This window comes from Bombilactobacillus folatiphilus, from assembly GCF_023380265.1.
Lineage (GTDB): Bacteria > Bacillota > Bacilli > Lactobacillales > Lactobacillaceae > Bombilactobacillus > Bombilactobacillus folatiphilus.
In genome coordinates, this window is the sequence record NZ_CP093366.1 from 779,485 (window position 1) to 799,550 (window position 20,066).

General features: G+C 37.0%; 21 protein-coding genes. 18 read left to right on the forward strand and 3 right to left on the reverse strand.

What is annotated here, in order from left to right; genetic code table 11:
• Window positions 1-11 precede the first annotated feature (11 nt).
• From cas1 to MOO45_RS04050, 14 genes are all read left to right on the forward strand, one after another.
• Window positions 12-929 carry a type II CRISPR-associated endonuclease Cas1 gene (gene cas1, locus MOO45_RS03985; protein ID WP_249515088.1) on the forward strand — a complete coding sequence of 306 codons (918 nt, stop codon included), beginning with the start codon at window positions 12-14 and terminating at the stop codon, window positions 927-929.
• Entirely contained in the window at window positions 907-1,212 is a 306-nt protein-coding gene (gene cas2, locus MOO45_RS03990) for a CRISPR-associated endonuclease Cas2 (RefSeq protein WP_249515089.1), read from the forward strand. Before cas1 ends, cas2 begins: the two co-directional genes overlap by 23 nt.
• Window positions 1,209-1,895, forward strand: a complete 687-nt coding sequence (gene csn2, locus MOO45_RS03995; RefSeq protein ID WP_249515090.1) for a type II-A CRISPR-associated protein Csn2 — start codon at window positions 1,209-1,211, stop codon at window positions 1,893-1,895. The genes cas2 and csn2 overlap by 4 nt, the downstream gene beginning before the upstream one ends.
• 265 nt (window positions 1,896-2,160) lie before the next feature.
• Window positions 2,161-2,580, forward strand: a complete 420-nt coding sequence (locus tag MOO45_RS04000) for an MBL fold metallo-hydrolase (RefSeq protein WP_249515091.1) — start codon at window positions 2,161-2,163, stop codon at window positions 2,578-2,580.
• A gap of 304 nt (window positions 2,581-2,884) precedes the next feature.
• Window positions 2,885-3,376: a PTS sugar transporter subunit IIA gene (locus MOO45_RS04005; RefSeq protein ID WP_249515092.1), complete on the forward strand. Its 492-nt coding sequence runs from the start codon at window positions 2,885-2,887 to the stop codon at window positions 3,374-3,376.
• Between the two features lie 16 nt (window positions 3,377-3,392).
• Window positions 3,393-4,241, forward strand: coding sequence for a PRD domain-containing protein (locus MOO45_RS04010; RefSeq protein ID WP_249515093.1), 849 nt, complete (start codon window positions 3,393-3,395; stop codon window positions 4,239-4,241).
• A 3-nt stretch (window positions 4,242-4,244) separates the two neighbouring features.
• Window positions 4,245-5,702: a PTS transporter subunit EIIC gene (locus MOO45_RS04015; RefSeq protein WP_249515155.1), complete on the forward strand. Its 1,458-nt coding sequence runs from the start codon at window positions 4,245-4,247 to the stop codon at window positions 5,700-5,702.
• 3 nt (window positions 5,703-5,705) lie between these two features.
• Window positions 5,706-6,464 (forward strand): ChbG/HpnK family deacetylase, encoded by a 759-nt coding sequence (locus MOO45_RS04020; RefSeq protein WP_249515094.1) that lies wholly within the window; start codon window positions 5,706-5,708, stop codon window positions 6,462-6,464.
• 323 nt (window positions 6,465-6,787) lie between these two features.
• Window positions 6,788-7,795 carry a tryptophan ABC transporter substrate-binding protein gene (gene trpX, locus MOO45_RS04025; RefSeq protein WP_249515095.1) on the forward strand — a complete coding sequence of 336 codons (1,008 nt, stop codon included), beginning with the start codon at window positions 6,788-6,790 and terminating at the stop codon, window positions 7,793-7,795.
• On the forward strand, window positions 7,792-8,691 hold the full coding sequence (locus tag MOO45_RS04030) for an ABC transporter permease (RefSeq protein WP_249515096.1): 900 nt from the start codon (window positions 7,792-7,794) through the stop codon (window positions 8,689-8,691). Before trpX ends, MOO45_RS04030 begins: the two co-directional genes overlap by 4 nt.
• The gene (locus MOO45_RS04035) at window positions 8,687-9,448 is read left to right on the forward strand and encodes an ABC transporter ATP-binding protein (RefSeq protein ID WP_249515156.1); all 762 of its coding nucleotides are present in this window, start codon (window positions 8,687-8,689) and stop codon (window positions 9,446-9,448) included. Before MOO45_RS04030 ends, MOO45_RS04035 begins: the two co-directional genes overlap by 5 nt.
• Before the next feature lie 122 nt (window positions 9,449-9,570).
• Window positions 9,571-11,097 (forward strand): ClC family H(+)/Cl(-) exchange transporter, encoded by a 1,527-nt coding sequence (locus MOO45_RS04040; protein ID WP_396022423.1) that lies wholly within the window; start codon window positions 9,571-9,573, stop codon window positions 11,095-11,097.
• 76 nt (window positions 11,098-11,173) lie between these two features.
• A complete protein-coding gene (locus MOO45_RS04045; RefSeq protein WP_249515098.1) occupies window positions 11,174-11,341 on the forward strand; it encodes a hypothetical protein in 168 nt (55 codons plus the stop codon).
• On the forward strand, window positions 11,316-11,756 hold the full coding sequence (locus MOO45_RS04050) for a hypothetical protein (protein WP_249515099.1): 441 nt from the start codon (window positions 11,316-11,318) through the stop codon (window positions 11,754-11,756). The genes MOO45_RS04045 and MOO45_RS04050 overlap by 26 nt, the downstream gene beginning before the upstream one ends.
• Before the next feature lie 126 nt (window positions 11,757-11,882).
• Here MOO45_RS04050 and MOO45_RS04055 read toward each other — a convergent pair whose 3' ends face one another.
• The 3 genes from MOO45_RS04055 to MOO45_RS04065 all read right to left on the reverse strand — a co-directional run bounded on the left by MOO45_RS04055 (window position 11,883) and on the right by MOO45_RS04065 (window position 14,841).
• Window positions 11,883-12,215, reverse strand: coding sequence for a type II toxin-antitoxin system PemK/MazF family toxin (locus tag MOO45_RS04055; protein ID WP_249515100.1), 333 nt, complete (start codon window positions 12,213-12,215; stop codon window positions 11,883-11,885).
• On the reverse strand, window positions 12,216-12,491 hold the full coding sequence (locus MOO45_RS04060; protein WP_249515101.1) for an AbrB/MazE/SpoVT family DNA-binding domain-containing protein: 276 nt from the start codon (window positions 12,489-12,491) through the stop codon (window positions 12,216-12,218).
• Window positions 12,492-12,645: 154 nt separating this feature from the next.
• On the reverse strand, window positions 12,646-14,841 hold the full coding sequence (locus MOO45_RS04065) for a putative mucin/carbohydrate-binding domain-containing protein (RefSeq protein ID WP_249515102.1): 2,196 nt from the start codon (window positions 14,839-14,841) through the stop codon (window positions 12,646-12,648).
• A gap of 586 nt (window positions 14,842-15,427) precedes the next feature.
• Here MOO45_RS04065 and gap point away from each other — a divergent pair.
• From gap to MOO45_RS04085, 4 genes are all read left to right on the forward strand, one after another.
• The gene (gap, locus tag MOO45_RS04070; RefSeq protein WP_249515103.1) at window positions 15,428-16,429 is read left to right on the forward strand and encodes a type I glyceraldehyde-3-phosphate dehydrogenase; all 1,002 of its coding nucleotides are present in this window, start codon (window positions 15,428-15,430) and stop codon (window positions 16,427-16,429) included.
• Window positions 16,430-16,560: 131 nt separating this feature from the next.
• A complete protein-coding gene (locus MOO45_RS04075; protein WP_249515104.1) occupies window positions 16,561-17,088 on the forward strand; it encodes an ABC transporter permease family protein in 528 nt (175 codons plus the stop codon).
• 368 nt (window positions 17,089-17,456) lie between these two features.
• Window positions 17,457-18,041 carry a TetR/AcrR family transcriptional regulator gene (locus MOO45_RS04080; RefSeq protein WP_249513701.1) on the forward strand — a complete coding sequence of 195 codons (585 nt, stop codon included), beginning with the start codon at window positions 17,457-17,459 and terminating at the stop codon, window positions 18,039-18,041.
• Between the two features lie 202 nt (window positions 18,042-18,243).
• Window positions 18,244-20,040, forward strand: a complete 1,797-nt coding sequence (locus tag MOO45_RS04085; RefSeq protein WP_249513700.1) for an MFS transporter — start codon at window positions 18,244-18,246, stop codon at window positions 20,038-20,040.
• Window positions 20,041-20,066: the final 26 nt, after the last annotated feature.

Below are 20,066 nucleotides of genomic sequence, written 5' to 3' on the forward strand. Positions count from 1 at the left end.
AGAAATGAGGTATGGCATGGCGATCGGTTATTATTACGCAACATGCAAAGTTAACTTATTCAATGAACATGATGATTGTACAAACACGTGATGGGATTAATCAGATTCCCATTGCAGATATTAAGTTATTGTTGGTGTCGACATCACAAGCGGTGATTACTAGTGCTTTAATTAGCAAGTTAGCGCAGAGTCAAACAAAAGTTATTTTTGTAGACGAGCATTATCAGCCAGTATCGGAAACAATGGATTATTATCCAGGCAGTCGTAATTTACAGAAATTGCGCCAACAATTTGGTTGGGACTTACAGCGTCAAAAAATTTTATGGACCAAAATTGTGAATGCGAAAATCAAAAATCAAATTGCAGTTTTAGATAATTACCAAATAGATTCTTGTAAACTGCAGACAGAGTTAGACGCTTTAGAATTAGATGATGTAACTAATCGAGAAGCAGTTGTCGCGCGAAAATATTTAAAATATTTTATGATGTTATTTGGTCACCAATTTGTCCGTCGCAGCGTAGAGGCGATCAATGCAGCTTTAGATTATGGCTATGGCATATTATTGGCCAGTTTTGATCGGGAGATTGCAGTTAATGGTTACTTAACTTATTTGGGAATCCATCACCATTCAGAAGAAAACGAATTTAATTTAGGTTCTGACTTAATGGAACCGTTTCGACCAATTGTGGATTATTGGATGAAAGATCATGATCAAATTTCAGAGTTTACGCCTGATATTAAATATGGTTTGGTAGAACTTTTAAGTTTAGAAATTCAGTTCAATGGGCAAACAACGTTATTAACTAACGCGATTACGACTTATACAAGAAATTGTTTTCGTTTTTTGAATGGAGAAACAGATGAAATTAAAATGGAAATGAGTGTGACAAATGAGGTACCGAATAATGCGCTTAATGATAATGTTTGATTTGCCAATGGAGACCACTGCCGAAAAAAGAGAGTACCGCCAATTTCGGAAAAAATTAATTAATGAGGGTTTCTTGATGATTCAATATTCTGTTTATGAGCGCGTGTGTGTAACACGCCAAACTGCAACTTTCCTAGAAAATCGCGTTCGGCAGTTTTTGCCTCGAGGTGGTGTAGTTCAATCACTAATGGTAACTGAAAAACAATATAACGATATGCATTTTTTAGTTGGTAAGCCAATTAAAGATGTGCGTAATACATCCGATCGGACGGTGATTTTATGATTTTGTCCTATTTAACGCACAAAAAGTGGCAATGGCAGACTAAAGGAATTAAGTTGATCGCCACTAATAGTTCAATTGCTTATCGGGACTTAGTACAGGGATTTCAGAGTCAAAAAGATAGTTTGCTGTGTACCAGTGATCATTATGAGCAATTAGAGATTAGCAAAACGTTTGATTTTGTGGGTGATTTGTTATTAAGTGGTGACGTTACCAAAAAATATCTTGCACATATTGTCAAGAGTTATATCACTAACCTGGATGAAGACAATCGTAATAAAATTATGATTGCTTTCCATCATTTAGAGGCTACTGTACAGGTAGAGGCTACTGTACAGGATTCGTTATTGTTAGAAGACTTGCCCTTGGAAATAGATTTTGATGAAGATCTAAGGAAATCTTTAAAAATGTTGAATGTACATTTAGATCAGCAGATGTTGCTTGATCCGTGTGCTATAACGAAAACAGTTCTAAAGATTCATGAGATTTGTCATCTCAAAACAATTCCTGTAGTTTGTAATCTCGCTAATTACTTAGAATTACAGGAACTGTCTGAAATCAATCAATTAGTTAATGAATTAAATTTAACTTTCATTGTTTTAGAGTTTGTGACTCCTGATTTGCTAAAGGTCCCACTAGGAGTGCAATTCTATTACATTGATGAAGATCTTGTTGATTGGTATTAACGGCTGAATTAAAATTTGATTATAAAAAATCGGTTTTAGGTAGTTGTTAGATCAATGAGGTTTAAAATGCACTGGACGGGCAGACTTAAAAACATCCTGTTTTAGGTAGTTGTTAGATCAATGAGGTTTAAAATATAATTTTTAAATTTTTATGGTAAAATTATGGAATTTTTGATACATAAAAGTACCGCTTGGGGTAAAAATAATTTATTTTATCCTGTTTTCCAATCAAGGTCAGGTCATTATTGTTGATCCGCCTAGCGATGTGGAACAGTCTAATTCGTTTTTACAAAATTATGGTGTGAAACGCTTGAACATTTTTTTGACGCACAGCCATCATGATCATATTGATGGTATAACTTTTTTGTTGAATCATTTTCAGTGTCAACTCTATGTGTCAGCGTTAGAATGGTCCATTTGGTCCCATAAGCCCGATTTGGTTGAACAAAATGTAACTAAATTCAAGCATGCACAAGTTTTAAAATTTGATGATGTGCGATTAAAATGTCTATTGACACCAGGTCATACGCAAGGCTCAAGTTGTTTTATGGTCAACGATCGGTATCTCTTGTCGGGAGATACGCTATTTATTGAGGGTTGTGGTCTTTGTGGCGATTATCCTCAATCTGACGGCGAAATGTTTACCTCGTTACAACAAATAAAAACTTTGGCAGATGACTTATAGTTTACCCGGGACATACGTATCGGCGACCTCCGGGACTTACGCTCCAATATGTGAAAGAACGTAATATTTATTTACGGTTTCGAAAATTAGATCAATTTATTAGTTTTCGTAATCGAGGTCAGCAAAAAAATTATTGGATTTTAAGTAAATAAATACTTGCTAGTCTTTTTAATTATGTTAAAATTGATTTGGAATTGTTAGAGGATTGTTACTCGCTTTTTGAGGCGTTACCCTTTTCTATTTTAGAAAGGAGGTTTTGTGCTTTAAAAAGCTTTTTTTATTTTTTAAGGAGGGTGAGTTGATTTTGAAATTTTTGAGAAGTCGAAATGTTAACAGCCTTAAGGTTGCGGCACCGATTGCTGGTCGTTGTGTATCTTTGACCAAAGTTCATGATGAAGTTTTTGCACATAAAATGATGGGGGAGGGTTTTGCCATTCAACCTTTGGAAACAGAAAACATTATTGTGGCACCAGTCACGGGCAAAGTTGTGGCTTTGCCCACTTCCAAACATGCAGTTGGGATTAAAGTAGCGCGGTTTAATTTAGAAATATTGATTCATATTGGCTTAAACACTGTTTCATTGAAAGGGCAGGGTTTTCAAGCTTTAGCTAAAGTTAATAGTTATGTTAAACAAGGCATGCCTTTAATTCAATTTGACAATGAATTAATGAAGCAAAAGCAATTAGATATGACTACAATGGTGATTTTCACTGAGGGATACGCTCACCCTATCAATTTAGGAAAATTAGCCGATTCTGCCGTAAAAAGCGGTCAGGTATTGTTACAAGCGGAATAATTTTGAGGATAACAAAATGCAGGTTGTTAAAAAAATTAATAATAATGTAGCTTTGTGTTGTGATAATAATGGTCAGGAATTAGTGGCTTTTGGCAAGGGGATAGGTTTTCCCAAAGTTCCTTATGAATTGACTGATTTGAGTCTGATTGAGATGACTTTTTATAAATTAAATGCTCAATATCGGCGGTTACTAACGGAATTACCAGAAGATATTTTGACTCTGAGTTCGCAAATTGTTCAGCATGCGCGCGCAACGATTGATCGGCCCTTGAACCCTAATATTGTTTTTAGTTTGGCTGATCATCTTAATTTTGCGATTATTCGTTTACAAAAACAACAAGATGTACCCTTGTTATATTCATACGATATCGAGCAGTTTTATCCACAAGAAATGGCTGTTGGGCAATACGCTGTTCGTTTAATTAATCAACAATTAAAGATTAAATTACCAACTGCGGAAATCACAGCAATTGCAACGCATTTTTTGAATAGTCAAGTCAATGTAGATATAAAAGTCCAGCAAGAACAACAAATCATTGAACAAGTTATGCGGTTAATTGAACGTTGCTTTCAATTACAAATTGATCGCCAAAGTTTTACGTATAATCGTTTTGTATTACATCTCAATTATTACTTACGACGTTTGCAACAGTCACAACCAACGCCAAGTCATGACCAGAATCGTTTGTATCAAATTTTTAAACAACAATTGCCTCAAATTTATCAATGTGCCTGTGATGTGAGCGCTTTGATTGATCAGGCTTATCAAACAACCAGTAATCAGGCAGAACAAGTATATTTGATGATATATCTGCAAAGAATTATTGATAATTCACAAACTGAACAATTAGGGGGAGAGAAGTAGATGATTCCAAAAAAACAGCAGGAATATCAAGCTATTGCACAACAGATTTTGCAAGAAGTGGGTGGCAGTAACAATATTGAATCTGTCACACATTGTATGACGCGCTTACGTTTCATTTTAAAAGATAATAGTTTACCTGATGACCAAAAAATCAGCGAGATTTCGGGAGTTATTGGGGTTCGCAGAGCGGCAGGGCAATATCAAGTGATTATTGGGCAAACGGTTACACAAGTTTATGAACAATTATGCCAGTTAGCAGATTTACAGCAGACGCAAGTCATTGATGAAAATTTAGATTTAGACCTAGCAACTAAAACGCGTCCACATTTAACTTTCAAATCCATTGGGTCTGCAATTATGAACAAATTAGCAGGTAGTTTGACTCCCTTGATTCCCGTTTTGGTAGCGGCATCGATGTTTAAAATGTTTGCAGCAGTCTTGGGTCCGAGCATGTTAAATTGGCTTAGTGCGACAAGCGATACTTATCAACTATTTGTGTTCGTTGGTGATGCTGGTTTTTATTTTTTCCCAATTTTAATCGGTTACACTGCTGCTAAACAGTTTCACGCTCAACCTTTGGTCGCCATGTTTTTGGGAGCTATTATGGTTCACCCAACTTTATTAAAATTAGTGACTGATAAGAAAAATTTTGCGATTTTTGGCTTGCACATGCCATTAGTTAATTATAGTGCTACCATTATTCCCATTATTTTGTCTGTATGGATTATGTCTTATATTGAACGGTTTTTGAAAAAGTGGATTCCGGCATCTTTGAGTACAATTTTTGTTCCTACTTTGACGATTTTAATTATGTTACCGATTACTTTGTGCATTGTTGGACCAGCGGGTGGTTTCTTAGGTAAATATATTTGTGATACGATTATTGGTTTTGGCAAATTAGGTGGAATTTGGAGTATTCTGGCGATTGCGCTCATCGGTGCACTTTGGGAGTTACTAGTGATGACTGGAATGCACCTTGTTTTGATTTCGGCGATGATGATGGTAATTGCTCAGAATGGTTTTGATAATTTTACAATATTGGGTTCGATTGCAGCTAGTTTGTCCGTGGCTGGAATGTGCTTGGGAGCAGCTTTAAGGTTGCGTGATAAAAAGCAAAAAGCCCTAGCTTGGAGTTACTTGATTGCTAGTTTTGTTGGTGGCGTCACGGAACCGGCACTGTATGGAATTGCGGTTCGTTATAAACGCAGCTTTTGGGGGATGATGATTGGCGGTTTTTGTGGAGCCTTGTATGCGGCTTTGTGCCATGTAAAAGGTTATGTTTTGGTTCCAGTTGCGAACTTCATGTCCTTGACTGCCTATGTTCATAATGATCCTACTAATTTGATTAATGGGATTATTAGTGGTGTTATTGCGTTTTTAGTCGCAGCGCTCGCTACGTATCTGATTGGTTTTGACAAATCGCCAAAAGTAATCCATGAATTGAAACCGGTGGAGGGATAAGTTATGTCTAGACAAATTATTATTCGTGCTGACGATTTAGGATATAGTGAAGCGGTCAATTTAGGAATCATAAAGACGGTACAAAATGGTTTAATCAAAAATGTTGGCGTCATGGTGAATATGCCAACGGTTCTTGAGGCCGTTCAAATTTTGCAGAAAATTAATCCGCACATTGATTTAGGTTTACATGTTGTTATTTGCATGGGTCGACCGCTACAAAATGCTTGTCAGTTACCCAGTCTAACCATGCCCGATGGGACCTTTAAAACTTCTAAAATGTACCGCAAGGCGACCCGAGATTTTGTTTCTCTAGACGAAGTAGTTTCGGAGATTGAGGCGCAATATCAACGATTTGTCAAACTGGTCGGTCGCCAACCAGATTATTTTGAAGGACACGCCGTCGTAAGTGATAATTTTGTTAAAGGGTTAAAAATTGTAGCGCAACGTCATCATTTGAAGTATTTAGAATACCATTTTGATGATCAACCGACATTGGTAGCGAGACAAAAGTTATATATAGAAATGGATAGTATGGAACCGAATTATGACCCATACCGAACTTTAAGAACGACAGCTTTAACTAAGCATGATGATGGTTATGAAGTAATGGTGTGTCACCCAGGTTATTTAGATAATTTTATTTTACAACATTCGAGTTTAACTATTCCTAGAACCCAAGAAGTGGCCATGTTATGTGATCCGCAAACTAAGATTTGGCTTTGGGATCATGAGGTTGAATTGATAAAGTACAGTCAGTTGTAAAAAATAGTTCATTTTCATTTGACAGATTTTCTGTTATATGTTTAAATGTTGTTAATTTATTTCGAGAAAGGTCGATCAAAATGTCATTTTTATTTAATTCTTTATTATCTGTTTCTTGGCAAAGCCAGCATAGTTGATCGTACTTCCGGAGAACGGATACGATCTGGCAAACAGTTTGTATCCGTGCTGACTTCTTTTTAATGTTATTGTGCAAAGTCTGCATGGTTCGTTGACAGCAGGCTTTGGTCCACGTGGGCAGACCAGAAGATTGCTGGTTTGCCTTTTTCTTTTGCCCACTTTTAATTTTATCGAGGTGGACACTGATGAAACGCATGCTTACTTTTATTACGGCAATTATCTTATTTTTAGGAATTGCTTTTGTTAAAATGCCAGCGAAAGATCAAACTTCCGCGCCTGTAGAAAATACTAAAGTCGTTCATGTGGGCATTCTCCAAATGGTTACCCACCCTGCTTTAGACCAAATTCACCAGGGCATTATCAGCGGTTTGAAAGCGAAAGGGTTTGTGGCAGGGCGCAATTTGAAGATTGACTTTTTAAATGCTCAAGGTGATCAAAGCAATCTCAAAACGATGTCCCAAAAATTAGTTAATCAAGATGATTTAGTCTTTGGCATCGCCACGCCAGCTGCTCAAGCTTTAGCGAATAGTGCTAAGAATAAACTACCGATTATTTTAGCGGGGATTTCAGCGCCTGCTAGTAGTGGTTTAGTGAAAACGGAGCAGCGTCCGGGGGGCAACATTACCGGTTCTTCAGGAAGTTATCCCGTCATGGGGCAATTAAAACTGATTCAAGCTTTACTGCCACAAGCACACAAAATTGGTATTATTTACACTTCTTCAGACCATGGTGGGCAAATTAATGCTCATGCTTTCGAAAAAGTTGTGCGCAAAGCGGGGTTGACGCCTAAAATGTATACGATCGCCAATACGAATGATTTACAACAAGTGGCTACCCAAATGGTCAGCGAAGTTGATGCCGTTTATGCGCCACAAGATAATGGCATTGCTTCTGCTATGAAAACTTTAGTTAATGTTACCAATAATGCAGGTATTCCAGTATTTCCTAGCGCTGAAACCATGGTTCCAGATGGTGGTAGTGCTGCTTATGCCATTAATCAACGTGACATGGGCGTTTTGGCTGGTAAAATGGCGGGGAATGTTTTGCACGGTAAAAAGCCAGCTACTTATCCCATTTCATATGTCAAAAAGGGACATTATATTATTAATCAAAAACAAGTCCGCAAGTTGCATTTGAAAATTCCAGCTGATGTGATGCAACAGGCCAAACAAACGGGGAGGATCATCAAATGAGTTTAATTACATCCAGTATCGGACAAGGTTTATTGTGGGGTATTTTAGGAGTGGCGCTATTTTTAACATTTCGCATCTTGAATTTTCCAGATATGACTGTTGAAGGAACGTTTCCATTGGGGGCGGCAGTGACAGTAGCTGCCATTACGCACGGTTTTTCACCATTAGTTTCGACTTGTTTTGGCTTTTTAGCTGGTTGCGCTGGTGGCTTAACAACGGGATTACTGTATACGAAGGGCAAAATTCCCATTTTATTAGCAGGTATTTTGGTAATGACGGGCTGTGTGTCGATTAATTTGCGGATCATGGGTGGTTCGAATATCTCTTTATTGGGTCAAAAGACTTTTTTTACAGCACAGATTTTCCAATATTTGCCACATTACTTTGATGGAGTAGTGATTGGTGGCGTGACCGTAATTGTTTTGACGGGATTGATTGTGCTCTTTTTAAATACTGATTTAGGTCAAGCATTTGTGGTGACCGGTGACAATCCGGTAATGGCTAGTTCTTTAGGAATTAGTACTGATCGGATGCAGATTGTTGGTTTGACTTTGTCTAATGGTTTAATCGGTCTAGGAGGAGCTTTAATTGCGCAAAATAATGGTTACGCAGATGCCAATATGGGGATCGGAATTATCGTGATTGCTTTGGCTTCCATAGTGATTGGTGAAGTAGTGTTTGGCGAGTTAACCTTGGGTCAGAGGCTGGTAGCGGTAATTTTGGGCAGTATTATTTACCGTTTAATTTTGCTCATTGTCTTGCAGTTGGGTTTTTCGACGAATGATTTTAATCTGATTTCGGCGATTATTTTGGCTTTGTGTTTAATGGTGCCGAACCTGAGTCACAAATTAAAATTAGATCTGTTCTTCAAGGGAGGTAAAAAACGTGGACATTAAGCAACCGATTTTAGAATTGAAAAACATTACAACAATGGTCAATCAACAAACGAATCAACCAGTAGCCATTTTACAGAATTTAAATTTGGCAGTTTATCCAGGTGATTTTATTACAGTTTTGGGTACCAATGGTGCTGGCAAATCCACTTTATTTGAAACAATTGCTGGCAATATTGTTCCAACTTATGGGAAGATTAAATATCATCAAAAAGATATTACGCAGTGGTCCGTAACGAAAAGGACTCGTTTTTTAAGCCAAGTTTTTCAAGATCCTAAATTAGGTACTGCCCCTCGTATGACGGTGGCCGAAAATCTATTGTTGGCAGCTAAACGCGGTCAACATCGAGGCTTCCACTTACGCAAATTAAAGTCGACCAAAGTAAAAATGATACAATCTTTGCAACAAATGCAGCATCCATTAATTGATAAATTAGATTTGCCAACAGAAAATTTGTCTGGTGGTCAACGCCAAAGTTTAAGTTTTTTGATGGCAACCCTGAATCAGCCAGAAATATTGTTGTTGGATGAACACACTGCGGCGTTGGACCCAAAAAGTAGTATGCAACTGATGGCCCAAACTGCGCAGAAGATTGCTCAGGAACATTTGACTTGTTTAATGATTACGCATCATTTGGAAGATGCGTTAAAATATGGCAATCGCTTAATTATTTTACAAGAAGGTCAAGTTGTTTTGGATCTATCACAAGCTCAAAAATCCCAATTAACTAAAGAACAATTAGCTGGTTATTTTATCTAAGCGTAGTGATCACTTTGAAGTGTTGCCAAATTTATTGGTAGCACTTTTTTGATGGTCATTGCGTAATCTCTTAGAATTCATTATGCTAAATAAGAGAGGTTTTGAAGATGTTAAAACAGCAGATAGCCCGACCACGAGTGGATAGTGTCCGTTTTCGACTGATTTTCCAAGGTTTCCTGGTGGGGATTGTAACGGGAATTGTCGTATCATTATTTCGATTATGTATTGAAAAATTATTAGGATTAGTTCAGATTAGTTATATCCATGGTCATGTCAAAACATTCTGTTTAATGCTTGTGGTTAATTTGGTTTTGACCATCTTTGTTGGTTGGCTAATCAAAAGTGAGCCCCATATTGCGGGTTCAGGTATTCCAGAAGTGGAAGGCCAATTACAAGGTAAATTTACTTTTCATTGGTGGCCCATTTTATGGAAAAAATTTATAGCTGGTGTTCTCAGTATTGGGTCAGGCCTTTTTTTGGGACGTGAGGGACCGTCAATTCAGTTAGGCGCGGCTGTGGGTCAAGGCATAGCTAGTAGTTTTAAACAACATGGCTCCAAAAATCGAGCCCTGATTGCTGCTGGAGCTACGGGTGGGTTGGCAGCTGCTTTTAATGCTCCGATCGCAGGAACAATGTTTGTATTAGAAGAAATTTATCATAATTTTAGCCCCTTAATTTGGCTGACAAGTTTGAGTAGTGCAATTGGCGCGAACTTTGTTTCCTTAAAAATTTTTGGTGAAGTGCCGATTTTGCATATGGTTTATAATCATCCTTTACCTGTCAATTTATATGGTCATTTGTTGCTGCTGGGAAGCATTTTAGGACTTTTAGGTTTTGTGTACCAGCGTGTCTTATTGATGATGCCCAAATTATATCAATTAACGAAATTACCACGGGCATTCCAAGGAGTTATCCCGTTTGTCTTAGTAATTGGAATAGGTTTTTGGCAACCAAAATTATTGGGTGGTGGCAATAATCTAGTATTAGCTTTAGGTGAACATCATTTTGTGTTGACAAGTTTGCTGATAATTTTAGTTGTACGTTTTCTTTTTTCAATGATTTCTTATGGTTCTGGTTTGCCTGGTGGCATCTTCTTGCCAATTCTGTCTTTAGGGGCAGTCATTGGTGCGATTTATGCAGGCATCATGATTCGACTAGGATGGCTACCGCGGATATACTTAACGAATTTGATTATTTTTTCGATGGCAGGTTACTTTGCTGGTATTAGTAAAGCCCCGTTTACGGCGATACTGTTAGTGACTGAAATGGTAGGCAATTTGACTAATTTGATGGCAATGGCTATTTTAACTTTGGTGGCGTACTTAGTGGTCGATTGGTTGGGTGGCGCCCCAATATATGAATCGTTGTTGCAGCGAATGATTGTGCCACAACGAATATCGCAACCGCAACATTTTGAACAAATTGAAGTTCCTGTTTTTGAAGGTAGCGTTCAAGATGGGCAACAGGTGCGGGCTATTTATTGGCCCTCGGAGGCGCTGTTAATCAGTATTCATCGTGGCTCACAAACAATTTTGCCGCACGGTGATACGATGATTTATGCAGGGGATACTTTGTTGTTATTAGTTGATGCATCACATATGGCACAGGTACGCAGACAAGTGGCAGAATTGTTAAAGCCACCGACATAGCATTGCTTAAATTTTTAATAATTAAAAAATAATCGATGGTATACTGAAATTAATGTAAATTAACAGAATAAATTTAATGAAAATTAAACATATATTGCTACTTGTACTATTGGCGCTAGTTGGCGGTGTTGCTTTTGAATCTACACAAACGACGCAAGCTGCAATTACAGTGCAACCGCAAAGTTGGCTGATTTATAATTGTGAACATCAAGTGTACCATGTTTACGCAAATTGTTTCTTATGATTTAGGTGGTAATCAGTGGGTTAGTCCCGTGCAGGTTTCTAAACAAATACAGGCAGCAGATATTTTAGAGGCAGTGTCTGATGATTCAACGATTCCGTTGTATCAAAATTCGGATGCTATGAGTGTCGTTGATGGCTCTTTAAGTCCAGCCATTCATGAATGGCGCGTGATTCAGTTTGGCTTTACTGGTGAAACTACCATTTCCGTTGATCGGGTTGATTTAGGGAATAATCAGTGGGCGTGGATCAGTCCAAAACCCGGTTTAAATTTAATTTATCGAAAGTATGCTCATGAACAAAATACACCTCTATATAATCAAGCAGGGCAACCAACTGGTAAAATTGCAGCTAATAGTTTTTATCGCGTCTATGGTGTCCGAAGAATTGATGGCAGTTGGTTACGTGCGGTTGGGTAATGATCAACAATGAGCTAAACTTGCTCAGGGTGTTCACGCTTAAAATTTTCATAAAATAAAAGTAACCAAGATAAGGAAATTTTCCAGTCTTGGCTACTTTTTTTGCTACATAAATCATGATGATTATTACAATGTTTCCTTAATGTTGTTTAGAACTTCCATCAAGATATTATTTGGCACTTTTTCTATATAAATCACTTTTCGTTTGAGAAAATCAATTGACTTTAATTGTTCGACAAAAATTGTTCCGTCTGTTATGGTTCCTTTATCTAGTTTGATGTGCAAAGGATGGTCATAGTTTCCATGTGAGATCGGAACAATCCAAATAAATGGTGAAGTCAAGCTCATTATATCTTGGCTAATTATTAAAGCCGGTCGATACCCCTTTTGTTCATGCCCTAAAGAAGGATCGAAATGTACTTTAACGATATCCCCCTGGTGAGGTTGATATTTTTCCATTTATAGGAGTTCTCTTCCAAGTGGTTTGACATTTTCCCAGTCCTTTAAATCTTTAGGGTATTCATAACTATCTGGTGTTCCTTGGTAATTGGCGTACTTCTCGGCTAAAGATTGTTTTTTAATTGGATTTAGGACAACGACAACGTGATCATTTCTTTTTTCGGTTTCTATTTGTACCTTGGAACCTGTGATTAATCCAGCTGCTTGCAGGATTTCTTTTGTTAGAATGACACCATTACTATGGCCCCAAGACATTATTTTACTTTCTTTAGTCATAGGATATCACCTCACATTATTTTTGGTTTTAATATATTCTTTTGTTTATTCTTTTTCAAGGATTATACATTTTTCAATTATCGCGTATATGTGATCTAAATCATAGTTTAATAAAAACAGCCAATCATAAAATTGATTAGCTGTTTTTTTAAACTTAATTGAAAGCTTGTTTTGAATATTGTGTTTTGTATGGTTCATTTAACGAATCAATTGCCACCAATAAATTCTTTTTAGCAGGTGTATCGGCAGGATCATTTTGGAGTTGCGAACTTTGTTGAGTAATCTTTTTTATTAAATCTTGTTGGGGATCGTTTTTTAAAGTCTTATTCTGTAAGCCCCATTTGGTAACCGTCCATTGATTGGTTGTCTTTGTTTTGTCAATAATGTTGTCGCTACTGCGCAAACGTGTCCGCGTTTCCGCGTGATAAACTTCAATCGTGTCACCAACTGCTAAAGGAATCTTCGTGGTGCCCGTTTGGTTATTTGTACCCAAAATTGTTCGGTTAAATTTCACCTTGTTGTCACTGTCTTTGACTGTGATTTTAGCGTAAGTCTCACCAACGTAACGATTATGCGGACTACTTTTAAGCACATCTAAAACAGCTTGTCGGTTGTTCAAATTGGTTTTTAACGTAGCGAATTTAACATCGCTCAAGCCTAATAAATCTAATTCTTGATTGGTCAAACTACTGTTATTAATTTTGGTTAACTTAACATTGGCAGTATTGTTGGCTTCTTTGACGTAAACATAATTTTGGTCAGGCAAATAGTTATCCATCTGTTTACCAGCAAAGTCAAGTGTATAAACACCGTTAGCAATATTTTTAAAATTAACTGTATCGCCATTGATAGTTTGTGTTGCCACAACTTGTGCACCGTCTTTTAAGGACACTTTGGTGCCGGCTAATTGTTTAAGATCGTCAGCGTTTAATTTCAAGGTTAGATTACCGTGCAAATCCATCGGGACAATATCTTGATCTTGAACCATCTCAAAGTTGGAGTTAATCATAATCTTGTCGTCTAATAAAGCGTGTGCTCGGGGCAATTGGCTCTTTGGAATCACGTCAGCCAACGAAGCGACTGCGGGATAATTGGCGGCACGATTTTTAGCAGCTTGATTATTATTTAAACTGAGACCCCATTTTTGTAAAACGGGCGTAAAGTCTTGATGACTATTTTCACTGTAAACTTGGTTCATGAGGTCAGGCAATGGGTAGTTATTTTTGTTAAAACCAGGTTGATTAGCCAGTTGGCGATACTCTTGATACATCTTGGTAAAGGAAGCATCGCCAGCTTTTTGTTTAATCATGGTCAATAAAATCAATTTTTCACGTAAGTCAACCGAACTATAAGTGCCGTGATTCGTAATCAAATCTTTATATAAACCATTTTCGACAGCATCTTTTTTACCATAGTTGAAGAGCCAGCCGATTTGGTCAGCTTTTTTACCATATTTGGTGTATTGATATTGAACGCCGAATAAGTTGTTGGAAACTTCACCGGTGTACATTCCAACGCCATCAAAGCCTGCTTGGTAGCCGTGGGCAATTTCATGAAGTGTTGCCCAATCATTTTTCTTAAGCCACATGTCAGCAGTTTTGGCAGTATTAGCGGCCCATTGGTCACTATAATAAGCACCACCATCGCCGTGTGCATCAGCTTTTAAGAAATAACGATTTTGACCGTTTAGATTAAGTGGGGTGGAACCATCAAAACCGGCCATCTTATTGTAAAAGGCAAATAGTTCGTTGTAATGTTCGATCAATTCGTCTAAGTTTTTGTAATCTTGTAAGTGACGAACTTTCTCTTTATCTGATTTCGGAATTAATAGTTGGAAATCTTTGCCTTTAATCAAAGCAAAGTTAGCGTCGTAATCATCCCAAGTTTTGAAGAAAGCTGTTTGATTACCATATTCTTGATAAATAGGTAACGGCTTTTCTTTGTGAGTATCTTCCACTTCGTATTCAATTTTGGCAGAAGTGTTGCCGTAAGGGGTATCAATAAACGGGACTAACGGACTGTCGGCACTGACGGTTTGCCATTGAGAAGTCACATTTAAGCTTTTCTCCATCTTGGAGTCGAAGCCTAATAACCGTAAAGTTAGCTTACCTTTAAAATCAGGATTAACTTGGCGAACTTTGAGCACCTTGTTTTCCCGTAGGATAAAACCAAGGTCTTGGCGATCATGATATTTACCTTTGCTCATGCCGGAATTAGAAATCCAAGTTGGTTCCGGTAAACTGGTGATATTTTGTGTCTTGATGTCTTGCGCTTGGACGGATGAGTAACTGAATAGCATAAAAGTCACCAATCCGAGCCAGAACCATAACGATTTTTTAGTTAAATGCACTTTATTCACTCCATTTTTTAAGAATAGAATGACCATTATATTGATAAAAGGGGTAATGTTCAAATTTTTATTTTGATTAATATGGGCACCATCAATCATTAAAAAAGATTTTAGACATATGGAAACCATAAAAATATTTTTTGGGGATAGACCTTGGTAATAGGAGCTTCACTCAAAAAATATATTTTGAAAATATTACCGAAAAAATCGGCTTATTTTTAATTTGTTTTTCATAGATAAGTTTGAAATTGATAATATTTTTATTTTTTAAATCAAATAGAAAAAAATTATTCAAAATAATTGAATAATAAAACCTGATGTAATTGACAAAATCTGTCTTGATGATAAATTTTGTACATTATTAAGGAATTAATTGGCTAAAAGAAATTATTTTGGAAAAGAATCTAGGTATAGTTAAACATGATAACTGTATCGTAATTACTGAATATGCAAATGAGTTATTAGCTTTTATACTTAGGTCGTCAACTCAAGAGAGTCGATAAATATTGAGAAAGTCCTTTTAGTAACATTGAAGTAAGTTACTAGGACGAAACTTATTGTATGTAATGAAGGAGTGGAAAAGATAATGGTTACGAAATTAGGAATTAACGGTTTTGGTCGAATTGGTCGTTTGGCTCTAAGAAGAATTATTACAACATCTAATGATTTAGAAGTGGTGGCGATTAATGATTTGACATCACCAAAAGTATTAGCTCATTTATTAAAATATGATACGGGTCAGGGTACCTTGGATGGCGAAATTACGGCGACAGAAAACGCGATTGTTGTTAATGGACATGAAATACCAGTTTATTCACAGTCAGATGCTTCACAGATTCCCTGGGTAAATAACGATGGTGTAGAACTTGTTCTAGAATCTAGTGGGTTTTATACATCACAAGAAAAGGCGCAAGCTCATTTGCGAGCGGGGGTAAAGCGAGTTTTAATTTCTGCTCCTGCAGGTGAGATGAAAACGATCGTTTATGGTGTGAATGATGATATTTTAACTCGTCAAGATCAGATTGTTTCTGCTGGATCATGTACCACAAATTGTTTGGCTCCTTTGGCGCAAGCCATGAATGATTCTTTTGGAATTAAAGTGGGATCAATGACAACGATTCATGCGTATACTAATAGTCAATCCTTACAAGATAGTCCTAAGAGCAATTTGCGTGCTGCACGGGCTGCAGCTATGAACACGGTGCCGTTGTCAACAGGGGCAGCCAAAGCGATTGGTTTAGTCATTCCTGAATTAAAGGGCAAGTTGAATGGTCATGCTCAAAGGGTACCGGTGATTGCGGGTTCTGTGGTGGAATTAGATACGGTTTTAAATCAAAGAGTAACTGCAGAGCAGGTTAATCAAACAGTTAGTTCGTTGGCTAATAATGACAGTTTTACAACGGTGACTGATGAGATTGTATCTTCTGATGTCATTGGTTCGACGTACGGTTCGATATTTGACCCGACCCAGACACAGGTTGTTGATGGGGGCGATTTACAAATGGTTAAGACGGTAGCGTGGTATGATAATGAATACGGATTTACGTCACAAATGATTCGAACCTTAGATAAATTTGCGCATTTTTAATAAGTAATTAGTCTTTAAATAGAAAAAACTTGAGAACTATTTTTATAACTAGTTCTCAAGTTTTTTTGATCAATAGTGATCACGTACCGATAAAATGTATATTGTGTTACTTTCTCTTGTTGGTGACTAACTTGGTTATATATGCGGTTTTTGTTGGCGTTTTAGTTTTATTCCGACATCAATTTACGGCAATCAATCATATTTTTGAATTCATTCAGAATTTAACCAATGGGAATTTGACTAGTATCATCTTATTAGATGGGGTGTTTATTTTCTTTGGCGTGGCTTTGTTTTTGTTAGTATCTTCTTTTGCTGGCATTGGTGTCACTAAACAAGAGGATATCTCCAAAGTTTCGACGCCGGTTGGATTAATAGTTATGGTGTTATATATGGCGACCATATGGACATTAACGTTGGCTAAGCCGATTAATTACGTCACAAAAATCTTATCTGTTTTACCGTTTACTTCGTCTTTTTTCTTGCCGATCTGGGTTTCCACAGAAGCTGTTCCGATCTGGATTATTTTGGCAGCCATTATCCTCGCTGTCGGTACAATTATTCTTTTATCGTGGGTCTTTTCGCAACTGTACCAAATATTGGCGTTATATAAAGGCAGTAAGCCCATTAAGTATGCATTCAAACATTTCTTAAAGCAGTGAATATATCATAAAAATAGTGTTTGTGAATAGTTCTGTTTCAAATTAACGATCAAGATGTCAGTATCTTGGTCGTTATTTTAGTGAACAACTAGATTCCTTTGCTTTGAAAGCTATTCTTATCAAATAATGAATTATAATTCATAACTGGCTTGGCAAAAATGGATTTTAATTAGCTCTTTTCCTTTAGACTTGACTTGAATTCCTTGTTAAAGCAAAGAATTGAATGTTTTTAATGTTGCTACTTGATTGCAGTTATGTCCATAGCTACTCATCTATGATGACAACAAGTTCATAAAATGGTTGATTTTTGTTTTAATATGAATTAATATTCATATATGGACATCAAGAATTACTTTGAGGGAGGAAAGATGGCTAAACAAGATAATAAGCAAAAATTAATTGAAGCGACCGACAAGCTACTTCAAACCAATAGTTTGTTTGCGATCACCACGAAGGAAATTACGACGACCGCGGGGCTTTCGGTGGGGGTGTTTTACAATTACTTTAAGGCCAAAGAAGATGCGTTTAAAGAAGTTGTGAATCGTTTTTTTAAGTATACAGTTGCAACTTTAGAAAGATTGAAACAGGAACTGACTGGCAATAATATTCGTTCGGAAATTAAGTTTAAAGAGGCCTTAATCAATGGCATTGATAAACAATGGGAAAATAATTTTTTGAATGGTGACATCATCATCTTGTCCCGTCAGGATCATCAGTTTAGGGACACTATTAATCGTTACAATGACCAAATCATTGAACTGATTATGGATATTTTGATGATCACTAACCCTTTAATAAAAGAAAAACCTAAAGTCAAAGCAATGCTGGTCATGAATCTAATTGAAAATTCGGGCCCCGCATTCTTTAAATTTGACTCTGCTGCACAACAAGAAGCTTATATTGATGAGTTAGTTATGACGATCTACAAGATTTGCTTTGGGAAAGAGTCATAAGCATGACCAATATGTTAGAAGGTAAAACTTAAGTAAACCGTATCAAACAGGAAAATGCGCTCTAACTGAAAGTATTGGTAACAGTGAGCTTATATATTGGAGTATTTTTATCATTGCTTGGTGTGCTCGGAAAAAGAGAGTTAATTAGAAAAATTAATATTAAAAATCATTTTAAAAAATTATGGATTGAAGGAAAGTTGAGATGTCCAATACCAAAAAATTAATTAGTTTTGTTGGTTTAACAATTGCAATGTTCATGGGAACGTTGGATAGTACAATTATTAATATTGCTTTGCCTAGTATTATGGATCAATTTCATGCCAGTCTGAATGATACGAGTTGGGTGACCACCATTTATACTTTAGCGTTGGCTGTGTTTATGATCACAGGTTCTAAATTAGCGGATCGTTACGGTCGCAAAAAGTTAATGCTCATTGGCTTGGTGCTCTTTGGTGGCTTTTCAGCGGCTTGTATGTTTGCACCCTCATTATTGGCTTTAATTGTTTTTAGATTTTTCCAAGGCATTGGCGGGGCGATTATCACACCAATTGTGTTGCCTATGGGGATTGAAATTTTTGGGAAAGAAAATACGTCTAAAATTTCGAGTGTCGTTGGTGCCATTACAGCGTTGGCGGCTGCTGGTGGACCACCGATTGGTGGCGTTATTTTACAATATGGTTCCTGGCGCGGTGTGTTTGGGATTAATTTACCATTATCCATTCTTGCCCTATTAATTGTGGTCTTTTTCATTCAAGAATCATATGACAACACACTATCTGGCAAAATTGATTGGTTTGGTATGCTGGCACTGTCTGTTTCACTAGGCGGAATTGTCTTCGGCTTGCTGGAAGGTCGACAATTAGGTTGGCATTCAGTGATTATTGTGACTAGTTTAGTAATTGGCGTTTTAGCGCTATTGGTCTTTTACCTAATTGAAAAACGCGTTGCGGAACCGTTAATTGAACTAGATCTAATCAAGGAAAAGACTTTTACAGCATCCAGCTTAGTTTATTTTGTGACAGGCTTTTCATTAGTCTGCCCTATGTTAATTATTAATTATTTTTTACAAGATTTACTCAATTACAGCGCACTGCATGCCGCGTTGATTATTATTCCGGTATCGTTGACGGTGGTTGTAGCGATGCCTTTGGGAACGAAAATTTTTGATGCAATGGGTGCCAAATGGGTCACAGGAATCGGACTATTATTGATTGCGGGTAGTTTAGGCTTGCTATCATTAATCAAAATGAATACCCCAACCATTATTATTGTTGTTTTTCTGATTATTAATGGTTTTGGCTTTGGTTTTTCATCGGTTTCACTTGTTGCTTCGGTCCAATATTTGCCTAAAGAAAAAACGGGGATTGGTTCGGGAATCGTTAATTCGATGCGTCAAATTGGTACGTGTCTAGGCATGGCGTTATTGGTGACAGTTTTAAACAACAATGTTTTAAATGCGAAAAATGAAATTAGAAGTGATGCAGTTCAAACGATTCAAACCCATCGTTTGGCGCCACAGGTTCAGAATGTGGCAGAAAAAGAAGTTAAACGTCTTTTTAAAACGAATTCCAAGGGTAAAAATATTAAAACGAAAACTTCTGGTTTACAGAAAAAAATCAAACGGGTAGCTCAGCAAACTAATAATTTACCTGAACCTGCTAAAAAGAGTTCTTTAGGAATCATTTATCAAAAACAAAAAATGATGACTGATGGCACCAGAACGCTCAATACTGGTCTCACTAAATTGGTGAAAGATAGCAATAATCCTTTGTTGACGGCGACTGGTGGTTTAGTGAAGGGACAACAGAAGATGTTGACCGGTATTAAGTTGTTGGCACAAAAGAACGAAATCAGAACCACGTTAAGGGACATTAAGAAACAAAAAAATAAAAAACTAACGGCTGCATTTAGTAAAACTTATTTACTTGCCGCGATCATTGTCTTGCTGTGTTCGCCAATTGCGTTGTTAACGGATTATCAAAAGAAAAAAGTAGCTTAAGTATTTAAATTAACACTTCCCAGAGA